The organism is Curtobacterium sp. MCBD17_023, from assembly GCF_003224415.1.
Taxonomy (GTDB): Bacteria; Actinomycetota; Actinomycetes; order Actinomycetales; family Microbacteriaceae; genus Curtobacterium.
The window spans coordinates 288,692-307,786 of record NZ_QKLJ01000003.1 but is presented as its reverse complement, the minus strand read 5'-3'; the positions used below and the strand labels follow the sequence as shown (position 1 = coordinate 307,786).

At 72.6% G+C, this 19,095-nt stretch carries 21 protein-coding genes; 12 read left to right on the top strand and 9 right to left on the bottom strand.

Annotation, left to right across the window (positions count from 1 at the left end; genetic code table 11):
* Positions 1 to 38 precede the first annotated feature (38 nt).
* Together DEI84_RS06235 and DEI84_RS06230 are read left to right on the top strand one after the other, a co-directional pair.
* Positions 39 to 1,463, top strand: a complete 1,425-nt coding sequence (locus tag DEI84_RS06235) for an MFS transporter (protein WP_110890070.1) — start codon at positions 39 to 41, stop codon at positions 1,461 to 1,463.
* 185 nt (positions 1,464 to 1,648) lie between these two features.
* Complete coding sequence (locus tag DEI84_RS06230; RefSeq protein WP_110890069.1) at positions 1,649 to 2,425, top strand: endonuclease/exonuclease/phosphatase family protein; 777 nt, start codon at positions 1,649 to 1,651, stop codon at positions 2,423 to 2,425.
* 258 nt (positions 2,426 to 2,683) lie between these two features.
* On the opposite strand, the gene DEI84_RS06225 is transcribed toward DEI84_RS06230, so the two are convergent.
* From DEI84_RS06225 to DEI84_RS06215, 3 genes are read right to left on the bottom strand one after another with little or no spacing between them, the layout of a single operon-like run.
* Positions 2,684 to 3,355, bottom strand: a complete 672-nt coding sequence (locus DEI84_RS06225; RefSeq protein ID WP_110824693.1) for a methionine ABC transporter permease — start codon at positions 3,353 to 3,355, stop codon at positions 2,684 to 2,686.
* Positions 3,352 to 4,389 carry a methionine ABC transporter ATP-binding protein gene (locus tag DEI84_RS06220; RefSeq protein WP_110824692.1) on the bottom strand — a complete coding sequence of 346 codons (1,038 nt, stop codon included), beginning with the start codon at positions 4,387 to 4,389 and terminating at the stop codon, positions 3,352 to 3,354. Before DEI84_RS06220 ends, DEI84_RS06225 begins: the two co-directional genes overlap by 4 nt.
* Complete coding sequence (locus tag DEI84_RS06215; protein WP_110890068.1) at positions 4,389 to 5,351, bottom strand: MetQ/NlpA family ABC transporter substrate-binding protein; 963 nt, start codon at positions 5,349 to 5,351, stop codon at positions 4,389 to 4,391. Before DEI84_RS06215 ends, DEI84_RS06220 begins: the two co-directional genes overlap by 1 nt.
* A 167-nt stretch (positions 5,352 to 5,518) precedes the next feature.
* Here DEI84_RS06215 and DEI84_RS06210 point away from each other — a divergent pair, with 167 nt between their 5' ends.
* Positions 5,519 to 6,016: a 2'-5' RNA ligase family protein gene (locus tag DEI84_RS06210; protein WP_110824690.1), complete on the top strand. Its 498-nt coding sequence runs from the start codon at positions 5,519 to 5,521 to the stop codon at positions 6,014 to 6,016.
* Positions 6,017 to 6,099: 83 nt separating this feature from the next.
* Here the strand turns inward: DEI84_RS06210 and DEI84_RS06205 are convergent, their stop codons facing one another.
* The 3 genes from DEI84_RS06205 to DEI84_RS06195 form a co-directional block, all read right to left on the bottom strand.
* Entirely contained in the window at positions 6,100 to 7,347 is a 1,248-nt protein-coding gene (locus tag DEI84_RS06205) for a D-arabinono-1,4-lactone oxidase (RefSeq protein WP_110890067.1), read from the bottom strand.
* Positions 7,348 to 7,468: 121 nt separating this feature from the next.
* Positions 7,469 to 8,947, bottom strand: coding sequence for a DHA2 family efflux MFS transporter permease subunit (locus DEI84_RS06200; RefSeq protein WP_110890066.1), 1,479 nt, complete (start codon positions 8,945 to 8,947; stop codon positions 7,469 to 7,471).
* Positions 8,948 to 9,070: 123 nt separating this feature from the next.
* Entirely contained in the window at positions 9,071 to 9,355 is a 285-nt protein-coding gene (locus DEI84_RS06195) for an acylphosphatase (RefSeq protein WP_110824687.1), read from the bottom strand.
* A gap of 126 nt (positions 9,356 to 9,481) precedes the next feature.
* Between DEI84_RS06195 and DEI84_RS06190 the strand changes: the two genes are divergently transcribed.
* From DEI84_RS06190 to DEI84_RS06165, 6 genes are all read left to right on the top strand, one after another.
* Positions 9,482 to 10,177, top strand: a complete 696-nt coding sequence (locus DEI84_RS06190; protein WP_110890065.1) for an NUDIX domain-containing protein — start codon at positions 9,482 to 9,484, stop codon at positions 10,175 to 10,177.
* 14 nt (positions 10,178 to 10,191) lie between these two features.
* Positions 10,192 to 11,478, top strand: coding sequence for a quinolinate synthase NadA (gene nadA / locus DEI84_RS06185; protein WP_110890064.1), 1,287 nt, complete (start codon positions 10,192 to 10,194; stop codon positions 11,476 to 11,478).
* Positions 11,478 to 13,148 (top strand): L-aspartate oxidase, encoded by a 1,671-nt coding sequence (locus DEI84_RS06180; protein ID WP_110890063.1) that lies wholly within the window; start codon positions 11,478 to 11,480, stop codon positions 13,146 to 13,148. The genes nadA and DEI84_RS06180 overlap by 1 nt, the downstream gene beginning before the upstream one ends.
* Positions 13,145 to 14,059, top strand: coding sequence for a carboxylating nicotinate-nucleotide diphosphorylase (gene nadC / locus DEI84_RS06175; protein ID WP_110890062.1), 915 nt, complete (start codon positions 13,145 to 13,147; stop codon positions 14,057 to 14,059). Before DEI84_RS06180 ends, nadC begins: the two co-directional genes overlap by 4 nt.
* A gap of 4 nt (positions 14,060 to 14,063) precedes the next feature.
* The gene (locus DEI84_RS06170) at positions 14,064 to 15,203 is read left to right on the top strand and encodes a cysteine desulfurase family protein (RefSeq protein ID WP_110890061.1); all 1,140 of its coding nucleotides are present in this window, start codon (positions 14,064 to 14,066) and stop codon (positions 15,201 to 15,203) included.
* An 82-nt stretch (positions 15,204 to 15,285) separates the two neighbouring features.
* The gene (locus tag DEI84_RS06165) at positions 15,286 to 15,549 is read left to right on the top strand and encodes a hypothetical protein (protein ID WP_110890060.1); all 264 of its coding nucleotides are present in this window, start codon (positions 15,286 to 15,288) and stop codon (positions 15,547 to 15,549) included.
* A gap of 189 nt (positions 15,550 to 15,738) precedes the next feature.
* Here DEI84_RS06165 and DEI84_RS06160 read toward each other — a convergent pair whose 3' ends face one another.
* The gene (locus tag DEI84_RS06160; protein ID WP_110824680.1) at positions 15,739 to 16,203 is read right to left on the bottom strand and encodes an MSMEG_6728 family protein; all 465 of its coding nucleotides are present in this window, start codon (positions 16,201 to 16,203) and stop codon (positions 15,739 to 15,741) included.
* A gap of 88 nt (positions 16,204 to 16,291) precedes the next feature.
* Between DEI84_RS06160 and DEI84_RS06155 the strand changes: the two genes are divergently transcribed.
* Complete coding sequence (locus DEI84_RS06155; RefSeq protein WP_110824849.1) at positions 16,292 to 16,888, top strand: NAD(P)H-dependent oxidoreductase; 597 nt, start codon at positions 16,292 to 16,294, stop codon at positions 16,886 to 16,888.
* Between the two features lie 121 nt (positions 16,889 to 17,009).
* On the opposite strand, the gene aroQ is transcribed toward DEI84_RS06155, so the two are convergent.
* Complete coding sequence (aroQ, locus tag DEI84_RS06150; RefSeq protein ID WP_110890059.1) at positions 17,010 to 17,444, bottom strand: type II 3-dehydroquinate dehydratase; 435 nt, start codon at positions 17,442 to 17,444, stop codon at positions 17,010 to 17,012.
* Positions 17,445 to 17,546: 102 nt separating this feature from the next.
* Here aroQ and DEI84_RS06145 point away from each other — a divergent pair, with 102 nt between their 5' ends.
* Together DEI84_RS06145 and DEI84_RS06140 are read left to right on the top strand one after the other, a co-directional pair.
* Positions 17,547 to 17,963, top strand: a complete 417-nt coding sequence (locus DEI84_RS06145; protein WP_110824848.1) for a VOC family protein — start codon at positions 17,547 to 17,549, stop codon at positions 17,961 to 17,963.
* 36 nt (positions 17,964 to 17,999) lie between these two features.
* On the top strand, positions 18,000 to 18,596 hold the full coding sequence (locus tag DEI84_RS06140; protein WP_110824678.1) for a DNA-3-methyladenine glycosylase I: 597 nt from the start codon (positions 18,000 to 18,002) through the stop codon (positions 18,594 to 18,596).
* Between the two features lie 20 nt (positions 18,597 to 18,616).
* On the opposite strand, the gene DEI84_RS06135 is transcribed toward DEI84_RS06140, so the two are convergent.
* Positions 18,617 to 19,087: a GNAT family N-acetyltransferase gene (locus DEI84_RS06135; RefSeq protein WP_146236317.1), complete on the bottom strand. Its 471-nt coding sequence runs from the start codon at positions 19,085 to 19,087 to the stop codon at positions 18,617 to 18,619.
* Positions 19,088 to 19,095: the final 8 nt, after the last annotated feature.

Here is a 19,095-nt window from a genome sequence, read left to right as displayed (position 1 = left end):
TCACGGATGACGCAGCGGTCGGACTAGCATCCGGAGCGATGACGACGACGACACGACGGACGAGCAGCACGGCGGTCGCCGTGCTCGTGGCGGGCACCTTCTTCATGGAGCTCCTGGACGGGACGATCCTGGCCACGGCGGCACCGGCGATGGGGCGCGACCTCGGCGTCGACTCCGCCGCCGTCGGTGTCGCGATCACCGCCTACCTCGTCACCCTGGCCGTGTTCATCCCGGTCAGCGGGTGGATCACCGACCGCGTCGGGTCCCGCACCGTCTTCGTGGGCGCGATCGCGCTGTTCACGCTCGCCTCGGCGCTCTGCGCCGCCTCGACCGGACTCGTCGAGCTGACGCTGTGGCGGATCCTGCAGGGCCTCGGCGGTGCGCTGATGGTGCCGGTCGGGAGGCTCGTGGTGCTCCGGAGCGCGGGTCGCGACCAGCTCGTCACGGCGATCGCGATCCTGACGTGGCCCGCGCTCGCGGCGCCGATCATCGCGCCCTTCCTCGGCGGGGTGCTCGTCGACACGCTGTCCTGGCACTGGATCTTCCTCGTCAACATCCCGTTCGGGGTGGTGGCCGTCGTCGCGGCGCTCGTCCTCGTCCCGCAGGAGCGTGCGCCGGAGCGGGTGCCGTTCGACTGGCGCGGGTCGGTGCTCGCCTGCCTCGGGCTCGGCGCGCTCGTCGTCATGGCGTCGTTGCTCGCCCTCGAGACCGTGCCCGTCGTGCCGGCCGTCGTCGCCGGCGTCGTCGGTGCGGGATGCACCTGGCTCGCGATCCGGCACTTCCGCCGGGCACCGCACCCGATCATGGGGCTCGACGCGTTCCGGCTCGAGACCTTCCGTGTCTCACACGCGGGCGGCAGCCTGTTCCGCCTGGCGGTGTCCGCGGTGCCGTTCGTGCTGCCGCTGCTCTTCCAGGACGCCTGGGGGTGGACCGCACTCGAGGCCGGGTCCGCCGTCCTCTGGGTCTTCGTCGGCAACCTCGGCATCAAGCCCGCGACCACGCCGTTCCTGCGCTGGTGGGGGTACCGTCCGGTCATCGTCGTGTCCTCCGCCCTCGCGGCGCTGTCCGTCCTGGCGATGGTGTTGCTCACACCGGAGACGCCGTTCTGGCTGCTCGCGGTCCTCCTCGTCGTCAGCGGCGCCGCACGGTCGGTGGGCTTCACCGCCTACAACACCATCGCGTTCGCGGACGTGGAGCAGCCGGACATGACCGCCGCGAACACGCTGTCGTCGACGCTGCAGCAGACCGCGGCCGGGTTCGGGGTCGCCGTCGTCGCCGTCGTGCTCCGTGCCGCGTCGGGCCTCGGCGGGGAGGGTCTCGCCGGTACGGCGCCGTACGCGGTCGCCTTCGGCGTGATCGCGGTCCTGCTGCTCGTCGCCTGCGTCGAGGGGCTGCTCATGAGCCGGACCGCGGGGGAGACCGTCCGTCCGACCCGCCGGGTGCGGGAGCCGGCGGGGCGCTGACGGGGCGGTGCGGCGCGCCAGCGGCGGGGTCGTCCGGCACGCGGTCGGGTCGTCACCGATCGTCCACCGCCACGTCACGTGTCCGCGATCCGCACCGCGCTACAGTCTCAGCAACCTGCTGCGGTGTCCGAGTACCGTGACCGCCGCAGGAGAGAGGGCCGATCGGGCCCGGAACGGAAGGCAGCATGGCGGCGCCACAGGAACAGGCAACGACAGACTCGACCACCGAGGTCCGGCAGACCGCCCTGCGCGTCGTGAGCTACAACCTCCGTGAGCACACCGCGAACAGCGAGCTCGCGGCCCTCGCCGAGTCCTCGCAGGCCGACGTGCTCTGCGTGCAGGAGTGCGACAGCACCGACCTCGCCACGTCCGTCGGCGGCCTGACCCTCGCCGCGTCCACCCAGGCGAACCGGCTCGGCCTCGCCATCTACAAGCGCGACGACCGGTTCGACGTCCGCGACCTCGGCATCCACTCGCTGCAGAAGTCCCTGCACGACCGGGTGCTGTCACCCGCGCACGAGCGCCTCATCGCCATGCACCTGTACGACCGGGAAGCCGACACCGAGGTCATCGTCGCGTCCTTCCACGCCTCACCCCTGACGGCGACGAACTCGCTGCGCCGCAAGCAGATCGAGGCCGCGCACGACTTCGTCCGCGACCTGTCGAGCGAGGCCCCGGCGATCATGGTCGGCGACTTCAACTACCCGTGGTTCCAGACGAACCTGCGCCGGAAGATCGAGGAGTCCGGCTTCGCGCTGTCCCTGTCCGACCAGCCGACGTACCTGCGCTACCGCAAGTTCACCGGGCACTTCGACTTCGCCACGAGCGTCGGCCTGCACATCGCCGGTGTCGAGACCCTGCCCGCGGGCATCTCCGACCACCGGCCGATCCTGGTCCGTGCGGACTACGAGGAGCCCGCCGCGGTGGACGCTCCGGCCGCGGAGGACGCGCCCGCCGCGTAGCCGCACGACGCGCTGCGCACTTGCGCGGGGTCGCACGACCTGCCGCTGCCCCTGCCGGTCGGCGGCACATCGTGCGACCCCACCGGTCCATCTGGCGGGCCGACGGCGGTCCCGTGGCGGAGGCGGGGCCTCCAGGCCGCGTCAGCGCCCGCGGAGGTCGCACGACATGCCGCGCGCGTGCCGCCGAGGTTCCGGGATCCCGGCATCTCGGCGCGCGAGATGCCGGAATCGCGGAACCTGGCGGGCCAGCGAATCGGCTCAGCGGCGGAGCGTCGCCCGCGCCAGCCGGTTGCCGACGAACTGGCCGAGCTGGACGATCACGACGATCGCCGCCACGGACACGTAGACGACCCACCAGTCGTACCGCTGCGACCCGTACGTGATCGCGTACTCACCGAGGCCACCGCCACCGACGAGCGCACCCTGCGCGGTCATGTCGACGATGCCGATGTAGATGAACGTGTAGCCGAGGATGAGCGGCCCGAGGCCCTCGGGGATGAGCACCGTCAGCAGGATCGACACCGGGTGCGCCCCGGAGGCCCGTGCCGCCTCGACGACGCCGGGGTCGACCGCCAGCAGGTTCTGCTCGACGATGCGCGACACCGCGAACGCCGCCGCGAGCGAGATCGCGAACGTCACCGCGGGGACACCGATCGTCGTCTGCACGACCACGCGGGAGAGCGGGGCGATCGCGGCCAGGAAGATCACGAACGGGATCGGTCGCACCAGGTTCACGACCAGGTTGATGACCGTGTACGCGCCGCGGTTGCCGAGCAGGTTGCCCGGTCTGGTCGCGTAGAGCAGCAGGCCGAGCGCGAGTCCGATGACCCCGGCGATGACGAGTGACACGAGGGACATGACGATCGTGTCGCGGATCGCGGCGAGGAACACGTCGAAGGTGTCGATGACGCTCTGGAACGAGTTGTTCATGCGCGTGCCTCCTCGTCGACGGTGATGCCGCCGGCTCGCAGTGCTGCCACGGCTCGGTCGGTGGCGGTGTCGGACCCGCCCAGTTCGTAGGTGAGCGACCCGATCCGGCGCTCCCGGATCTCGGTGACCCCGCCGAACACGAGCTCCGCGGTGACCCCGGCATCGCGGAACGCCTGGTCGATGCGCGCCTGCAGACCGGTCTCGTCGGTGATCCGCACGGACACGAGGCGTCCCGGGTGGCGCTCGCGCAACCGTGTGACGGTCTCGGCGGACGGGCGGTCGTGGAGTGCGGTGCGCACGAAGCGCTGGGCAGCGCCGGTGGTCGGGGCGGAGAACACGTCGTACACGTCCCCGACCTCGACGACCCGGCCCTGCTCCATCACGGCGACCCGGTCGGCGATCCGGCGGACGGCGTCCATCTCGTGCGTGATGACGATGATCGTCACGCCGAGCTCGCGGTTCACGCGGCGGAGGAGCGCGAGCACCTCGGACGTGGTCTCCGGGTCGAGGGCGCTCGTGGCCTCGTCGGCGAGGAGCAGCTCGGGGTTCGAGGCGAGGGCCCGGGCGATGCCGACGCGCTGCTTCTGACCGCCGGACAGCTGTTCCGGGTAGGCGTGTGCCCGGTCGAGCAGACCGACGAAGTCGAGCAGCTCGGCGACGCGGCGGTCGCGTTCGGCCTTGGCGACGCCGGCGACCTTGAGCGGGTACGCGACGTTGCCGGCGATCGTGCGGGAGCGGAACAGGTTGAACTGCTGGAAGACCATCCCGATCCGACGACGTGCGGTGCGCCGGTCGCGCTCGGGGATCGCGGTGAGTTCCTGACCGGCGACCGTGACCGTGCCCGAGGTGGGCAGCTCGAGTGCGTTGACGAGTCGGACCAGGGTGGACTTGCCGGCACCGGAGTAGCCGATGACGCCGAGGACCTCTCCCTGGTGGACGTCGAGGTCGACACCCTCGACCGCGGTGACGGTCTCTCCGGTGTCGGCGCGGCGGTAGCTCTTGGTGACGCCGCGGAGTTCGACGAGGGCGGCCACTACTCCGCTGCCGCCTTCGCGTCCTGCTCGACCGTGGCGAGCTCGTCCTGCAGCTCGGCGGCGTCCTGGTCCCGGGAGACCGCGTCCGGGTAGTCCTGCTTGAACGCCTTCTGCACGGCGTCGTCCTGGAACAGCTCGGCCAGTTCGAGGTACGTCTTGTTCGTCTTGTCCTCGTTGCGGACCGCGAAGACGTTCACGTACGGGGCGGCGGATGAGCTCGTCGGGTCGTCGGTGAAGACCTTGTCCGACGCGGGGAGCCCGGCGGCGGTCGCGAAGTTGTTGTTGACCACGGCGGCCTGCACGGAACCCTGCTGCAGGGCGTTGGCGGTCTGCGAGGCGTCGAGCGGCTGCACGTCGACCTTGGCCGACTCGATGTCGTCCGTGGTCGAGAAGGCGCTGCCGCCGTCCTGCAACTCGAGCAGCTTCGCGGCCTGCAGCACGAGCAGGGCGCGGGCCTCGTTGATGGCGTCGTTCGGGATGGCGACCTTCGCGCCCTCGGGCAGGTCGGACGGCTCGTCGACCTTCGTCGCGTACAGCGGGAGCGGGTAGACGGCGGTGGAGCCGATCGGCTGCAGGTCGTCCTTCGAGGTCACGTTGTAGTTCGCCAGGTACTGGATGTGCTGGAACTGGTTGATGTCGACCTGCCCGTCCTTGAGCGCGGGGTTCGGCAGCGAGTAGTCGGCGAAGTTCGTCAGCTCCACGGTGACGTTCAACCGTTCCTTCGCGAGCTCCGTGTAGGTCTTCCAGTAGGGCAGCGCCTTGTCCGCGACGCCGATGGTGACGGTCTGGGCCTTCCGGTCGGACCCGGACCCGGCGGCTCCGGCCTGCTCGGAGCCGCCACCGCGGACGGCGACGACCACGAGGGCGACGACGATCGCGACGACGACGACTGCGGCCGCGACGATCCACCCGATGGGGCGCTTGCGCTTCGGACGGTCGGGCAGGACGGGTGCGGCGGTCATGGGTGCTCCTCGTGAGGGGGTCGCCCTGGTGGCAGGGACGGGTGCTGTCGGGTCCTCGGTCCGGTGTCGTCCGGCGGGGACTCCACGAGTGTGCACGGCGACGCGGACACGGTCGATTCGCGTTCCGTCGTGTTACGGGCGGCGTCCCCGGCGGGCAGGCTCGGAGTGTGCGCAGCATCGAACTCGTCCTCGACCCGGCCGCCGAGCGGGCCGTGCGCGACCTCTGGGATGCGCTGGTCGACGCCGACCTGCCGAGCATGGGCCGCCACACCTCGGCGACGAACGCGCCGCACGTCACGCTCGCGGCCGGGGACACCCTGCCCGTGCCGCCCGGCTTCGACGTGGCGCTGCCGTCGACCGTGCGCCCCGCCGGGCTCCTGCTCTTCCCGGCCGGCCCCGGTCGGCACGTGCTCGGGGTCGGCGTCGTGGTCGACCGCGCGCTCGCCGCCTTCCACGAGGCGGTGCACCGCGTGGCCCCCGGTGGCGTCGACACCTCGCTGCCCGGCCGGTGGGCACCGCACCTGACGCTCGCCCGGCACCCGCGGGACGTCGACCTGCCCCGGATGCTCGAGGTGCTCGCGGCCGTGCCGCTCCCCGAGGAGCTCGGCGTCGCCGGGGTGCGTCACTGGGATGGGGAGACGAAGACGGTCACCACCGTCGGCTGACGCCTGCGACCGGTCGCAGGCGCTCCGTCAGGTCGCCGCAGCCGACGCACCGGTCGCGCCACGGGCCTCCCGGGAGGCACGGCTCAGGTCCCGAGCACCCGCTCGCCGAACGCGGACGCGAACTTCCGGTCCGGGTCGCGGGTCGCGACCAGGGCGCGGAAGTCCGGCAGTCGTGGGTACAGCGCCGCGACCGCCGTGGCGTCGAGGGAGCTCATCTTCCCCCAGTGCGGTCGACCGCCGAACGCGGCGAGTCGCGCCTCCAGGTCGGGCAGCAGGGCGGCGACCTCCGCGGGGTGCTTCTTCCAGGTGAACGCGATGCAGAGCACGTCCTCGCCCTGTGTCGGGCTGAGCCAGAGGTCGTCCGCGGCCATGGTGCGGAGCTCCGACACGTGCAGGTGCGGCTGGATCCGGTCGGCCAGCCCGCGCAGGGCGTCGAGGGCGGCGGCGGCGTGCCGGAGCGGGACGAAGTGCTCGCTCTGCACCTCGGACCCGACGGAGGGCACGGCGTCGATCGGGAAGTGCGGCAGGCGGTCCCACCACGGCCCGACCGAGCCGTCCCGCGCGGTGTGGTGGCCGTCGCCCGGGGCACCCGGCAGACGTGGGGCACCGAGGAGGTCGGCGGGGACCCCGACGTCGTCGGCACCGTCCGGCACGCGGGACTTCACGAGCACCTCGGAGACGGTGTCGCCGAACACCGTGTACGCGCAGACCGAGTACCCGGCGGCGAAGACCTCGGCGGCACCGGCCGTGAAGGTGTCCCAGGCGATCGGGCCGTACGTGTCCTGCCGCATCCGGTACGAGGGCTGCACGTCGACGGTGACCCGCGTGACGATGCCGAGCAGGCCGAGGTGGATCGCGGCGCCCTGCATCGCCGGGTCACCGCGACGGATCGTGCTCGTGGTGCCGTCCGGTCCGACGACCTCGAGGGCGGCGACCGCGGTGCTGAGCGACCCGAGCGCGGTGCCGGAACCGTGCGTCCCGGTCGCGACCGCACCACCGAGCGAGATGTGCGGCAGCGAGCCCTCGTTGTGCAGGGCGACGCCGGCGGCGTCGAGGTCGGGTGCGACGACGCCGTACCGGGTGCCGGCTCCCATGGTGGCCGTGCGGCGGTCCTCCGCGACGACGAGGTCGGTGGGCACGGCGGTGAGGTCGAGCAGGACGCCGGGGGTGTCCGCGACGTCGTTGAACGAGTGCCGTGTGCCGATCCCGTGGACGCGCGGGCTCCGGGCGACGAGGTCGGCGACGTCGTCCAGCGAGGTCGGCCGGACGACGCGCTCGGCCGTGTAGGTGACCGTGCCGGACCAGTTCAGCTCGCTCGTCGTCGACCGCATGCGCCCACGATGCCACGGCGTGACCCGGCATCGCGCCCCCGGACGCACATCGCGCCCCGTCGGGACGGGGCGCGATGTGCGTGCCGGGGCGCGTGGTGCGCCTCGTGTACGGTCGGGAGCGTCAGTGCATGACGGGTGCCGGGGCGCCCTCGGGGGTGACGGGCTTCCGGACCATCGACGAGGCGACGATCCCGAACAGGGAGATCACGGCGCCGACCAGGAAGGCCAGGTGCACTCCGGACGCGGTGGCCGTCGCCGTGTCCGCGGCGTCACCGCTCGTGGCCGCGCTGGTGGCCCCGATGGTGAGGAGCGTGACGAACAGTGCCGTGCCCGCGGCGCCCGCGAGCTGCTGGGCGGTGCCGAGCACTGCGCTGCCGTGCGAGTACAGCCGCGGCGGGAGTCCGCCGAGCGCCGAGGTGAACAGCGGCGTGAAGGTGAGCGCGAGGCCGAGGCTCAGCACGACGTGGGCACCGAGCACGAACCAGACGCTGGTGTCCGCCGTGACGGTCGAGAGCGCCCAGAGCACGGCGCTGATGATGACGGAGCCCGGGACGAGCAGGACGCGCGGTCCGTGGCGGTCGTAGATGCGACCGACGATCGGGGACAACAGGCCCATGAGCAGCCCACCCGGGAGCAGCAGCAGGCCGACGCTGAGGACCTCGAGACCGAGCACGCGCTCCAGGTAGATCGGCAGCAGGATGAGCGTGCCGAACATCGCCATGAAGCTGATCGCCATCGCGACGATCGGGATCGTGAAGCCCTTCGTGCTGAAGGTGCGGAGGTCGAGGAGGGCGGCGTCGCGACGCTGCAGTCGGGTCTGGCGGACGATGAACACCGCGAGGGCTGCGAACCCGACGACGAGCGAGGTGATCGGCAGCGCCGGGCCGGTGGTGCCGCTCTCGCCGATGCTCGACAGGCCGTAGACGATCCCGCCGAACGCGAAGGCCGACAGGATGACCGAGGCCACGTCGATGGCCGACTTGCGGGGTGTCGAGACGTTGCGCACCTTGACCATGCCGAGCACGAGCGCGGCGAGCGCGATCGGGAGCACGAAGCCGAACAGCCAGCGCCACGAGAAGGCGTTGAGGATGAGGCCGGAGATCGTCGGCCCGATCGCCGGGGCGACCGAGATGACGATGGAGATGTTGCCCATCACGCGGCCGCGGTGCGCGGGCTCGATGAGGGTGAGGACGGTGGTCATGAGCAGCGGCATCATGATCGCCGTGCCGCTGGCCTGCACGATGCGCCCGACGAGCAGCATCGTGAATCCCTGCGCGAGCAGCGCGACGAGGGTGCCCGCGGAGAACAGGCTCATCGCCCAGACGAACACCGGGCGGGTGTCGAACCGCTGCAGCAGGTAGCCGGTGACCGGGATCACCACGGCCATCGTCAGGAGGAAGCCGGTGGTGAGCCACTGACCGGTCGCGGCGCTGATGCCGAGGTCGTCCATGAGCCGCGGCAGCGCCACACCCATGATCGTCTCGTTGAGGATGACGACGAACGCGGAGACGAGCAGCAGCCCGATCACGAGTCGGGTGCCGGCGGGGGAGGGGGCTTCGAGGCTCCCGGTACGGGGCGCGGAGTCGACGGCCTGGGTCAAGGGGGCTCCTGGAGGATCGTGGTGTGGCGCGCACCCGGACGGACGGGTACCGAGGCTGGAAGCACTGGCGGGTCCCGATCATTCCCGAGTCGGGGAACGTCGGGTGGAACGGCGTGTGGACGGTCAGTGCAGGATGCGGAAGCCGTCCTCGTCGCCGTGCGGCGCGACCTCCCGCACGGCCACGTCGGTGACGCTCGCCGAGGGCGGGCCGGAGCGGAGCATGACGACCAGCGCGTCGACCGCGGGAGCGGGGCCCTCGGCCTCGACCTCGACGGTGCCGTCGAACAGGTTCCGGGCGTACCCGGCGAGTTCGAGTCCGTCGGCCTTCCGCGCGGTCCACCACCGGAACCCGACGCCCTGCACCGTGCCACTGACGACGGCGTGCTTCCTCGTGGTCGTGCTGCCCATGACGCGATGCTAGGTGCGGCGTGTTTCCCTCACGTTCCCGGTGCGTTCCGGTCCCGTGACCGCCGTGATACGGTCATCAGTACCCGAACAGATCGGGTCAGCATGACCTGAACACGAGGAGCGGGGATGGCAGAGCACGGCATCCGCGTCGCGGTCTCCACCGTGATCGTCGCGCTCCGCCCACATCCCGACACCGGCGTCCCCGCACTCTGGATGCCGCTCGTCCGCCGCGTGACCGAACCGCACGAGGGCTCGTGGGCGCTGCCGGGCGGATGGGTGGGCGCGGACGAGGGCCTCGACGACTCCGCGGCCGCGCGCCTCCGCGAGACGACGAAGGTGCAGCCGCGGTACCTCGAGCAGCTCTACGCGTTCGGGGACGTCGGCCGCTCCCCGAGCCGGGTGGTGTCGGTCGTCTACTGGGCGCTCGTGCACCCGGACGAGGCGAACGTCGTTCCCGACGACTGGAACGTGCGGTGGTTCCTCGCCGACGAGCACCCGCCGCTCGCGTTCGACCACGACCGCATCGTGGAGTACGCCCTCTGGCGGCTCCGGAACAAGGTGTCGTACTCGCGGATCGCGCAGGCGTTCCTCGGCGACCGGTTCACCCTCGCCGAGCTCCGCGGTGTCTACGAGGCCGTGCTCGGCCGGACGCTCGACCCGGCGAACTTCCGGCGGCAGGTCGCGCAGAGCAACGCGGTCCTGCCCACCGACGAGACCACGAGCGGCGACCGGCACCGACCGGCCCGCCTGTACCGCTCGAACCCCGACCTGTCGTACGCGGACAACGGCCCGCTGACGACCCGACCCACCACCGCGCACTGAACGGGGACGGAACCGTGTCCATCGCGACCACCATCGAACTGATCTCGAACGGCCGGGCGGCCGGCACCACCTGCACGCCCGACCTCGCCGCTCCCACCTGGGACTTCGACGCCGTGCCCGGGTACGGCCCCGGGTCGTCGATGTCCGACGTCATCCCGACGACGGCGCCCCGCCAGGGTGTGCTGCCGGACGAGTACAAGCACGCGCCCGACGAGGAGCTGCACGAGCGGATCGAGCGGGCGAAGGCGACCCTCGGCGACCGGGTGGTCGTCCTCGGGCACTTCTACCAGCGGGACGAGGTCGTGCGCCACGCGGACTTCCTCGGCGACTCGTTCCAGCTCGCGAACGCCGCCCTGACCAAGCCCGACGCCGAGGCCATCGTGTTCTGCGGTGTGCACTTCATGGCCGAGACGGCGGACATCCTGGCGCGGGACGACCAGCGCGTCATCCTGCCGAACCTGGCAGCCGGGTGCTCGATGGCGGACATGGCCGACATCGACAGCGTCGAGGCCGCCTGGGCGGAGCTGACCGCGCTGTACGGCTCCGAGCCCGACGCCGACGGCCGTGTCCCGGTCATCCCGGTCACGTACATGAACTCCGCCGCCGACCTCAAGGCGTTCTGCGGTCGGAACGGCGGGATCGTGTGCACGTCGTCGAACGCAGCGACGGTGCTCGAGTGGGCGTTCGAGCGGGGGCAGCGCGTGCTGTTCTTCCCCGACCAGCACCTGGGCCGGAACACCGCGAAGGCGATGGGGATCAGCACCGACCGGATGCCGATGTGGAACCCGCGCCTGGCCGGGGGCGGCAACACCGCCGCCGAGCTGCTCGACGCCCAGGTGGTCCTGTGGCACGGGTTCTGCTCCGTCCACCGCCGCTTCACGGTCGACCAGATCGAGCAGGCCCGCCGCGAGGACCCCGACGTGCGCGTGATCGTGCACCCGGAGTGCCCGATGGCCGTGGTCGACGCCGCGGACGTCGCCGGCAGCACCGACCTCATCCGGAAGACCGTCGCCGCGGCCACCGAGCCGACGTCGTTCGCGATCGGCACCGAGGTCAACATGGTCAACCGGCTCGCCGCCGAGTACCCGCAGCACACGATCACGTGCCTCGACCCGGTGGTGTGCCCGTGCTCGACCATGTACCGCATCCACCCCGGCTACCTGGCGTGGGTGCTCGAGGCGCTCGTGGACGGTGTCGTGCTCAACGAGATCGTGGTCCCCGCCGACGTCCAGGTCGACGCGAAGGTCGCGCTGGAACGCATGCTCGCCGCGAAGCCCCGCCCGCTGGGGACCCGGGCCTGATGCACGTCGTCGTCGTCGGGTCGGGGATCGCCGGCCTGACCGCCGCGATCCGCGCGAGCACCGAGCACGACGTCACCCTCGTCACGAAGGGCACCCTGACCGACGGCGCCACGGCGTCCGCGCAGGGTGGCATCGCGGTCGCCCTGGGGGCCGACGACACCGCCGCCCTCCACCAGCACGACACGCACGTCGCGGCCGCGGGCACGGCGGACGCCCGCGCCGTCGACGTCCTCTGCACCGACGGTCCGGCCCGCGTGCGCGACCTGCTCGCCCTCGGGGTGCCGTTCGACCGGACGGCGGACCCGGCCGCACTCGACCGGTACGGCGACGACCTGGCGCGGGGGCGCGAGGCCGCCCACGGGCGCTGGCGCATCCTGCACGCGGGCGGCGACGCGACCGGGGCCGCGGTCGAACGGACCCTCGTCGCCGCACTGCACCGCCGGCACGTCACCATCCTCGAGCGGACCTGCCTCACCGACCTCGTCGTCCGCCACGGACAGGTCGTCGGCGTCGACGTCCTCGACCTGCTCGGCGAACCGCGGCGGATCGACGCGGACGCGGTGCTGCTCGCCTCGGGGGGAGCCGGCCACCTGTACCGCGAGACGACCAACCCGCTCGTCGCCACCGGGGACGGTGCCGCCGCGGCCTGGCGGGCCGGCGCCGTGCTCGCCGACCTCGAGTTCGTCCAGTTCCACCCGACGCGTCTCGCCGTGCCCGGCGGTGGGCTGGTCTCCGAGGCCGTCCGCGGTGAGGGAGCCGTCCTGCGGGACGAGCGCGGGCACCGCTTCATGCGCGACGTGCACCCGGACGCCGAGCTCGCGCCGCGGGACGTCGTCGCGCGGGGGATCGCGAGCGCCATGCGTGCCCAGGGCGGGCGCCCCGTGCTCCTCGACGCGACCGGGCTCGACCCCGCGTTCCTGCTCGCCAGGTTCCCCGGCCTCACCCGGGCCACACGGGCGGCCGGCGTCGACTGGACCCGGGAGGGCGTCCCGGTCGCACCCGCCGCGCACTACGCCATGGGCGGCGTCGCGACCGACACCGAGGGCCGCACCAGCCTGCCCGGGCTCTCCGCCGTCGGGGAGGTCGCCTGCACCGGGGTGCACGGCGCCAACCGCCTCGCCTCGAACTCGCTGCTCGAGGGCCTGGTGTTCGCGGTCCGCGCCGCCGACGCACTCGGGTCCCCCCGCCCCGACCGGCCGCGGCTGCGCGGCGACGCGACGCTCGCGCCGACCGTCGTCGCCGATCCGCCGGACGGCAGGCGGGCCTCCCGTCCGGTGGACGGCGTGCGTCTGTCGGTCGGCGACCGGCCGGGAGGCCCGGGCCGGGTCGGCACCGACACCGCCGTCCGCGACACGGTCCAGGCCGTGATGACCGAGCACGTCGGCCTGCTGCGCGACGCCGCCGGGTCGGCGGAGGCCCGGCGGGTGCTCGCCGCGGTGCCGGCGCCGCTGCCGACGACCGTGCGTGGTGCCGAGGACCGGGCGCTGCTCGACCTCGCCCGGGTGACGGCGCTCGCCGCCGAGGCCCGGACCGAGTCCCGCGGTGCGCACGCCCGGACCGACCACCCTGACACCGACCCGACCGCGCCGATGACGACCGCATGGGTCCGGGCACGACCGGCCGGACCGTCCGACGCCGCGCCCACCGCCCTGCAGGAGGTACTCGCATGACCGCTCCCACCGCCCAGGCCGCTCCCACCGCCCCCGCCGACACCGACCCCGGCACGGTCCCGCCGCACGTGCTCCGGCGGGTGATCGACACCGCGCTCGAGGAGGATGCGCCGTGGGGTGACGTCACGAGCGAGACCCTCATCCCCGCGACGGCGACCGCGGCCGCGACCCTCGCGGCGCGCGAGCCCGGCGTGCTCGCTGGCGGCGAGGTGTTCATCGCCGTGATGCACGCCGTCGACCCCGACCTCGCCGTGTCCGTGGCACTCCGCGACGGGGACGTCTTCGCCGCGGGGGACGTCATCGCGAGCGTGACCGGGTCGGCGCGGTCCGTGCTCCGTGCCGAGCGGGTCGCCCTCAACCTCGTGCAGCGCATGTCCGGGATCGCGACCCTCACCGCGCAGTACGTCGCCGCCGTCGCCGGGACCGGTACCCGGGTCGTCGACACCCGGAAGACCACGCCCGGTCTCCGCGCGCTCGAACGACACGCGGTGCGCTGCGGTGGCGGCCACAACCACCGGACGTCACTGTCGGACGCGGTCCTGGCGAAGGACAACCACCTCGCGGTGCTCCTGGCCGGCGGCACGGACATCGGCGACGCGATCCGGGCCGCACGACGGCGTCTCGGGCACACCGTGCACCTCGAGGTCGAGGTGGACCGCATCGACCAGATCGAACCCGTCGTCGCCGCGGGCGTCGACACGGTCATGCTCGACAACTTCACCGTGCCGATGCTCGAGGAGGGCGTGGCCCTCGTGGCGGGCCGCGCGCTCGTCGAGGCGTCGGGCGGGGTCTCGCTCGACACGGTGGCCGCGATCGCCGCGACCGGGGTCGACCTCGTGTCCGTCGGCGCCCTCACGCACTCGGCGCGGGCGCTCGACCTCGGGCTCGACGTCGACGTCCGCCCGGTCTGACGCCGTGTTCTACCTCGACCGGGCCGCGACGACGCCCGTCCGCCGCGAGGTCCTCGAGGCGATGTGGCCGTACCTGACCGGCACCTTCGGCAACCCGTCCTCCACGCACGAGGTCGGGGACGCCGCGGCCCGGGGCCTGGCAGGTGCGCGCTCGGCGGTCGCCCGCGCCCTCGGCTGTCGGCCCGGCGAGGTCGTCTTCACGAGCGGCGGCACCGAGGGTGCGAACACCGCGGTGAAGGGCATCGCGCTCGGTGCACCCCGCGGGCGGCACGTCGTGACGAGCGCCGTCGAGCACGAGGCCGTCCTCGAGAGCTGCCGGTACCTCGAACGGCACCACGGCTTCACGGTCACGGTCGTGCCGGTCACGGCGGACGGCACCGTCCTGCCCGAGACCCTGCGCGCCGCACTCCGCCCGGACACGACGCTCGTGACCGTCGCGCACGCGGACAACGAGATCGGCACGGTGCAGGACGTGCGGGCACTCGCCGAGGTCGCGCACGCCGTGGGTGCGCGGTTCCACACCGACGCCGTGCAGTCCGCACCGTGGCTGCCGGTCGGGCTCGACGTGCTCGGGGTCGACGCGGTCTCGGTGTCCGGGCACAAGCTCGGTGCGACGAAGGGCATCGGGGCCCTGGCGGTCCGGGCCGGTGTCGCGCTCGAGCCACTCCTGCACGGCGGTGGACAGGAGCGCGGCCGACGTTCGGGCACGGAGGACGTCGCGGGTGCGGTCGGTCTGGCGGCGGCGTGGGGGAGTGTCCTCGCCGGACGGGACGCAGCCGCGGGAACGGCCACCACGGTCCGGGACGCCGTCGTCGCCGGGGTGCTCGCCCGGGTGCCCGGCGCCGTGCTGACCGGGTCGCCGGACCGCCGACTGCCGGGACACGCGTCGTTCTGCTTCCCGGGCGTGCTCGGCGAGACGGTGCTGCTCGAACTCGAGCGCCGGGACGTCGTGTCGTCGTCGGGGAGCGCCTGTGCCGCGGGCAGCACCGAGGCGTCACACGTGCTGACGGCGCTCGGCCTGCCGGAGGACGTGGCCCGCTCGGCGGTGCGGTTGACCTTCGACGAGACGCTGACCCGGGCGGACGGCGAGCAGGTGGTGGACGCCGTCGTGGCGGCCGTCGCGGCGGTCCGGATGCTCGGTTGAGCGGGTGTACTAGACGTTCTACTCCAGCTCTGGGGCCGTGTCCCCCCTTCTGCGGACAGGAGGTGTCCGGCAGAGTGGTCACATGGCCAACGTGACGATCCGACCGGCGACGCAGGACGACCGCTTCCGAGCTGTCCAGCTCCTGCCTGCGCCCGCCACGGTCCTCGCGCTGGCAGTCGGCGCAACACACGGTCTCGATGCGCTGCCCCTCGGCGTCATCGCCGTCGTCGGTGCCCTCGCCACCCTCGCGAGTGCCCTGCTGCCGGCGCACCTGGACCGGGCTGGACGGTCCATGGCGGCGCCGACGGAGGCCGACCGGTACCGGGAGGGCCGGCTCCACCCCTGACCACCCGAGGTCTGCACCGCCGTGCTGGCGGTGCGCTGGACCGGACGCACCCCCTGATGCGCGTCCGGCCGGGACGCCGGCCCCTGCCGTGCTGCTCCCGGAACGACCGGGCCCGCTGCGGATCCGGGACGATCGACCCCTGAACGATCGCTCCCGTTCCCCCTGAGATCTGCGGCGGGTCCGGTCCCGTCAGGCCGAGGTGCGGTGCGCCACGGTGCCGGGCCAGTGGTAGTCCAGGTCGTCCGGGACGTCGGGGAACAACGGTCGGTAGTGCTCGGGCGCCTTCTGCACGAGCTTGGACCGGTGCGACAGGTGCACCCGCTCGTCGGTGTTCCACGACGGGACCTCGAAGTCCCCGCGTTCGTACGCCACGAGGTCCTCCGGCACGAGGGCCAGGTCCGCGAGGGTCTTCTCGAGGCACGTGTCCGCATGGCCGCGCTCGAGCCAGACCCGGCACGTCGCGTCCTGGTACGCCATCAGCGCCGGCCGGAAGCCGCGCCACATCGCCGTGACCGGGTGGTGCTGCCAGCCGTAGTCCGGCAGCGTCAACGCACGCATGACCTGCAGCGTCTCGACCCGCTGCTTGCCGAGACGCTTGTCGTCGAGCACCTCGGCAGAGGCACGGAAGTCCGCGAACGGCAGGAAGGTCTGCATCTGTCGGACGGTACGCCGGCGGGCCGGGAACCGACACAAGTCGTCACAACGACACCCTGCTCGGCGGGCACGTGTGAGCATCGAGCGCATGAGCGGAACCCTCGTCGTCGGTGTCAGCGGCAGCCCATCGGACCCGTCCCGTACCTCGACGCTCGTCGGGGCGACGGTGGAGCGGCTCGTGGCCGAGCTGCCCGACGCCGAGTCCGTCACCGTGGAGATCGGGCCGCTCCTGGCCGACCTCGGTGCCGCCGCCGGGCGGGAGCAGATGGCCGCCGAGACCCAGGCCGCACTGGCGGCGGTGGAGGCGGCGGACGTGCTGGTCGTCGGGAGCCCGGCGTTCCGCGCCGCGTACTCCGGTGCGTTCAAGCTGTTCTTCGACTGGATCGGCCAGTACGACCTCGTCGACACGCCGGTGCTGCTCACGGCGACCGGCGGCAGCGACCGCCACGCGCTCCTCGTCGAGCACCAGATGCGACCGCTGTTCGGGTTCTTCCAGTCGACGACGCTCCCGCTCGCGGTGTTCGGGAACGAGCGCGACTTCACGAAGCGGGCCGGCGGGTACGACATCGCGAGCGTCGACCTCGAGCTGCGGATCGACCAGGCCGTCCGTCGGGCGCTGCCGATCATCCGCGGTGGCTTCGTCGCCGCCGGCGTCGACGACGTGCGGCGGCCGGCCGACTTCTGACGGGCCTCCCGGCCGGCTCGCGGAACGCCCCCGTCACGGTGAGACGCCCCGGGAGGCGCGAAACGGCTCCGGATCCGGCGGCGCCGCGACGACGTGGCGGCGTCTCGGCGGGACGCCGCCGTCAGCGGGGCAGCAGCGACGCGAGGTGCGCGACGGCCAGCCGGTACCCGTCGGCGCCCGCGCCGGCGATGACGGCGGTCGCCGCGGTGGCGACGTGGTCGACGTGCCGGAACGGCTCGCGCTTCCACGTGTTCGACAGGTGCACCTCGATGACGGGGACGCGCAGTGCCTCGACGGCGTCGTGCAGTGCGATCGAGGTGTGCGCGTACGCCGCGGGGTTGATGACGACGCCCGCGAAGTCGTCGAGCGCCTCGTGCAGCCACTCGACGAGTTCACCCTCGCGGTTCGTCTGTCGGAAGTCGGCCTCGAGCTCGTGCACCGCGGCCTCGGTGTGGACGATCGCCTCGATCTCGGCGAGCGTCACCGTGCCGTACTGCTCCGGGTCACGGCGGCCGAGGATGTCCAGGTTCGGGCCGTTGAGGACGAGGATGCGCATGCTCCGAGCCTAGCGAGCGGCCGTGGCCGGGGCGGTTCCGCCACGGAACGGTTGCGCGAGCGGGCACGAGGGGTCAGGTTGGTCTCGACGAAGGGACCGCACATGTCGACCATGGTGTTCATCAACCTGCCGGTGTCCGACCTGGACCGGGCGACCGGGTTCTACCGGGCACTCGGCTACCCACTGAACCCGGTGTTCAGTGACGACACCGCTTCGAGCATCGTCATCAGCGACACCGTGTACGTGATGCTCCTCACGCACGCGAAGTTCTCCGAGTTCACGGACAAGACCATCGCCGCGTCGGACACGATCGAGGTCATCAACTCCCTGAGCGCCGAGACGAAGGACGAGGTCCACCGGATCGTCGACGCCGCGGTCGAGGCCGGCGGGACCGAGGACCGACCGGAGATGGACCTCGGGTTCATGTTCCAGCGCAGCTTCGTCGACCCGGACGGCCACCGCTGGGAGTACGTCTGGATGGACCCGGCCGCGGCCGAGGACGGCCCGCACGCCGACTGACGCCGCACCGGTCGTGCCGTCCGCCAGGATGGGACGATGACGACGGATCTCGTGACCGGCGAGGACGGCCGCGCCCGACCGCTGTGGGCATCGGTCGACCCGATGCTGCGGGAGTACTACGACACCGAGTGGGGCATGCCCGTCCGGGACGAACGAGGCGTCTTCGAGCGGCTGTCGCTCGAGGCGTTCCAGTCCGGCCTGTCGTGGCGGACGATCCTGGCCAAGCGCCCGGCGTTCCGGGCGGCCTTCGCGGACTTCGACCCTGACGTCGTCGCCGGGTTCGGGGAGGACGATGTCGCACGGCTGCTCGGTGACGCGGGCATCGTCCGGAACCGGGCGAAGATCGCCGCGACGATCACGAACGCCGGGGCGACCATCGCGCTCCGTGCGGACGGCGGACTGGCGGACTTCGTCTGGTCCTTCCGGCCCGCCGACACCCCGAGGCCACGGACCGTCGCCGAGGTCCCGACCACCAGTCCCGAGTCGACCGCGCTGTCGAAGGCGCTGCGGAAACGCGGGTTCGCCTTCGTCGGACCGACCACCATGCACGCGCTCATGGAAGCGCTGGGGATCGTCGACACGCACCTCGTCGGCAGCCACCGCCGGGGGACGTCGGGCGTCTGGCCCGACTGACGAGCCCGTCCGCACCGGCGTCAGCCGAGCGGGAGCCGCATCTGCAGCGAGGCGACCTCGTACCCCAGCTGTTCGTAGAGCTCGCGCGCGCCGGTGTTGTAGCCGAAGACGTTGAGACCGATGCTCGTCGCGCCCTCGCTGCGGGCGACCTCGTGGGCGAGCTCGAACGCCCGTCGCGCGTGCCCCTGCCGGCGGTGGTCGACGTCGACCTCGATGTCGAACACCCACCAGTCGCTGCTGCCCGGGGTGAACGGGCCGATCCAGAGGTGCCCGACGACCGTGTCGTCCTGGTCGGTCAGCTCCCACACGTGGTGCCCCGCCGCGGGTGACCCGCCGGGGAACCAGGTGTCGAGGGAGCGCTGCTTGTTGGCCTCGGCCTGCTCGCGGCTCTCACCGGACCGCACGCGGGACTCGACGTACTCCGCCATGGAACGGTCGAGCCACCCGGGGAGTCGGTCCGCGGGCATCGGCACGAGGCGGACGGCACGCATCGGCCGCT

Excerpts from the sequence above, each read along its gene's own strand:
- DEI84_RS06235 (WP_110890070.1), top strand. The coding sequence starts at position 39 with ATGACGACGACGACACGACGGACGAGCAGCACGGCGGTCGCCGTGCTC.
- DEI84_RS06230 (WP_110890069.1), top strand. The coding sequence starts at position 1,649 with ATGGCGGCGCCACAGGAACAGGCAACGACAGACTCGACCACCGAGGTC.
- DEI84_RS06225 (WP_110824693.1), bottom strand. The coding sequence starts at position 3,355 with ATGAACAACTCGTTCCAGAGCGTCATCGACACCTTCGACGTGTTCCTC.
- DEI84_RS06215 (WP_110890068.1), bottom strand. The coding sequence starts at position 5,351 with ATGACCGCCGCACCCGTCCTGCCCGACCGTCCGAAGCGCAAGCGCCCC.
- DEI84_RS06205 (WP_110890067.1), bottom strand. The coding sequence starts at position 7,347 with ATGCGGTCGACGACGAGCGAGCTGAACTGGTCCGGCACGGTCACCTAC.
- DEI84_RS06195 (WP_110824687.1), bottom strand. The coding sequence starts at position 9,355 with ATGGGCAGCACGACCACGAGGAAGCACGCCGTCGTCAGTGGCACGGTG.
- DEI84_RS06190 (WP_110890065.1), top strand. The coding sequence starts at position 9,482 with ATGGCAGAGCACGGCATCCGCGTCGCGGTCTCCACCGTGATCGTCGCG.
- DEI84_RS06180 (WP_110890063.1), top strand. The coding sequence starts at position 11,478 with ATGCACGTCGTCGTCGTCGGGTCGGGGATCGCCGGCCTGACCGCCGCG.
- nadC (WP_110890062.1), top strand. The coding sequence starts at position 13,145 with ATGACCGCTCCCACCGCCCAGGCCGCTCCCACCGCCCCCGCCGACACC.
- DEI84_RS06165 (WP_110890060.1), top strand. The coding sequence starts at position 15,286 with ATGGCCAACGTGACGATCCGACCGGCGACGCAGGACGACCGCTTCCGA.
- DEI84_RS06160 (WP_110824680.1), bottom strand. The coding sequence starts at position 16,203 with ATGCAGACCTTCCTGCCGTTCGCGGACTTCCGTGCCTCTGCCGAGGTG.
- DEI84_RS06155 (WP_110824849.1), top strand. The coding sequence starts at position 16,292 with ATGAGCGGAACCCTCGTCGTCGGTGTCAGCGGCAGCCCATCGGACCCG.
- aroQ (WP_110890059.1), bottom strand. The coding sequence starts at position 17,444 with ATGCGCATCCTCGTCCTCAACGGCCCGAACCTGGACATCCTCGGCCGC.
- DEI84_RS06145 (WP_110824848.1), top strand. The coding sequence starts at position 17,547 with ATGTCGACCATGGTGTTCATCAACCTGCCGGTGTCCGACCTGGACCGG.
- DEI84_RS06140 (WP_110824678.1), top strand. The coding sequence starts at position 18,000 with ATGACGACGGATCTCGTGACCGGCGAGGACGGCCGCGCCCGACCGCTG.
- DEI84_RS06135 (WP_146236317.1), bottom strand. The coding sequence starts at position 19,087 with ATGCGTGCCGTCCGCCTCGTGCCGATGCCCGCGGACCGACTCCCCGGG.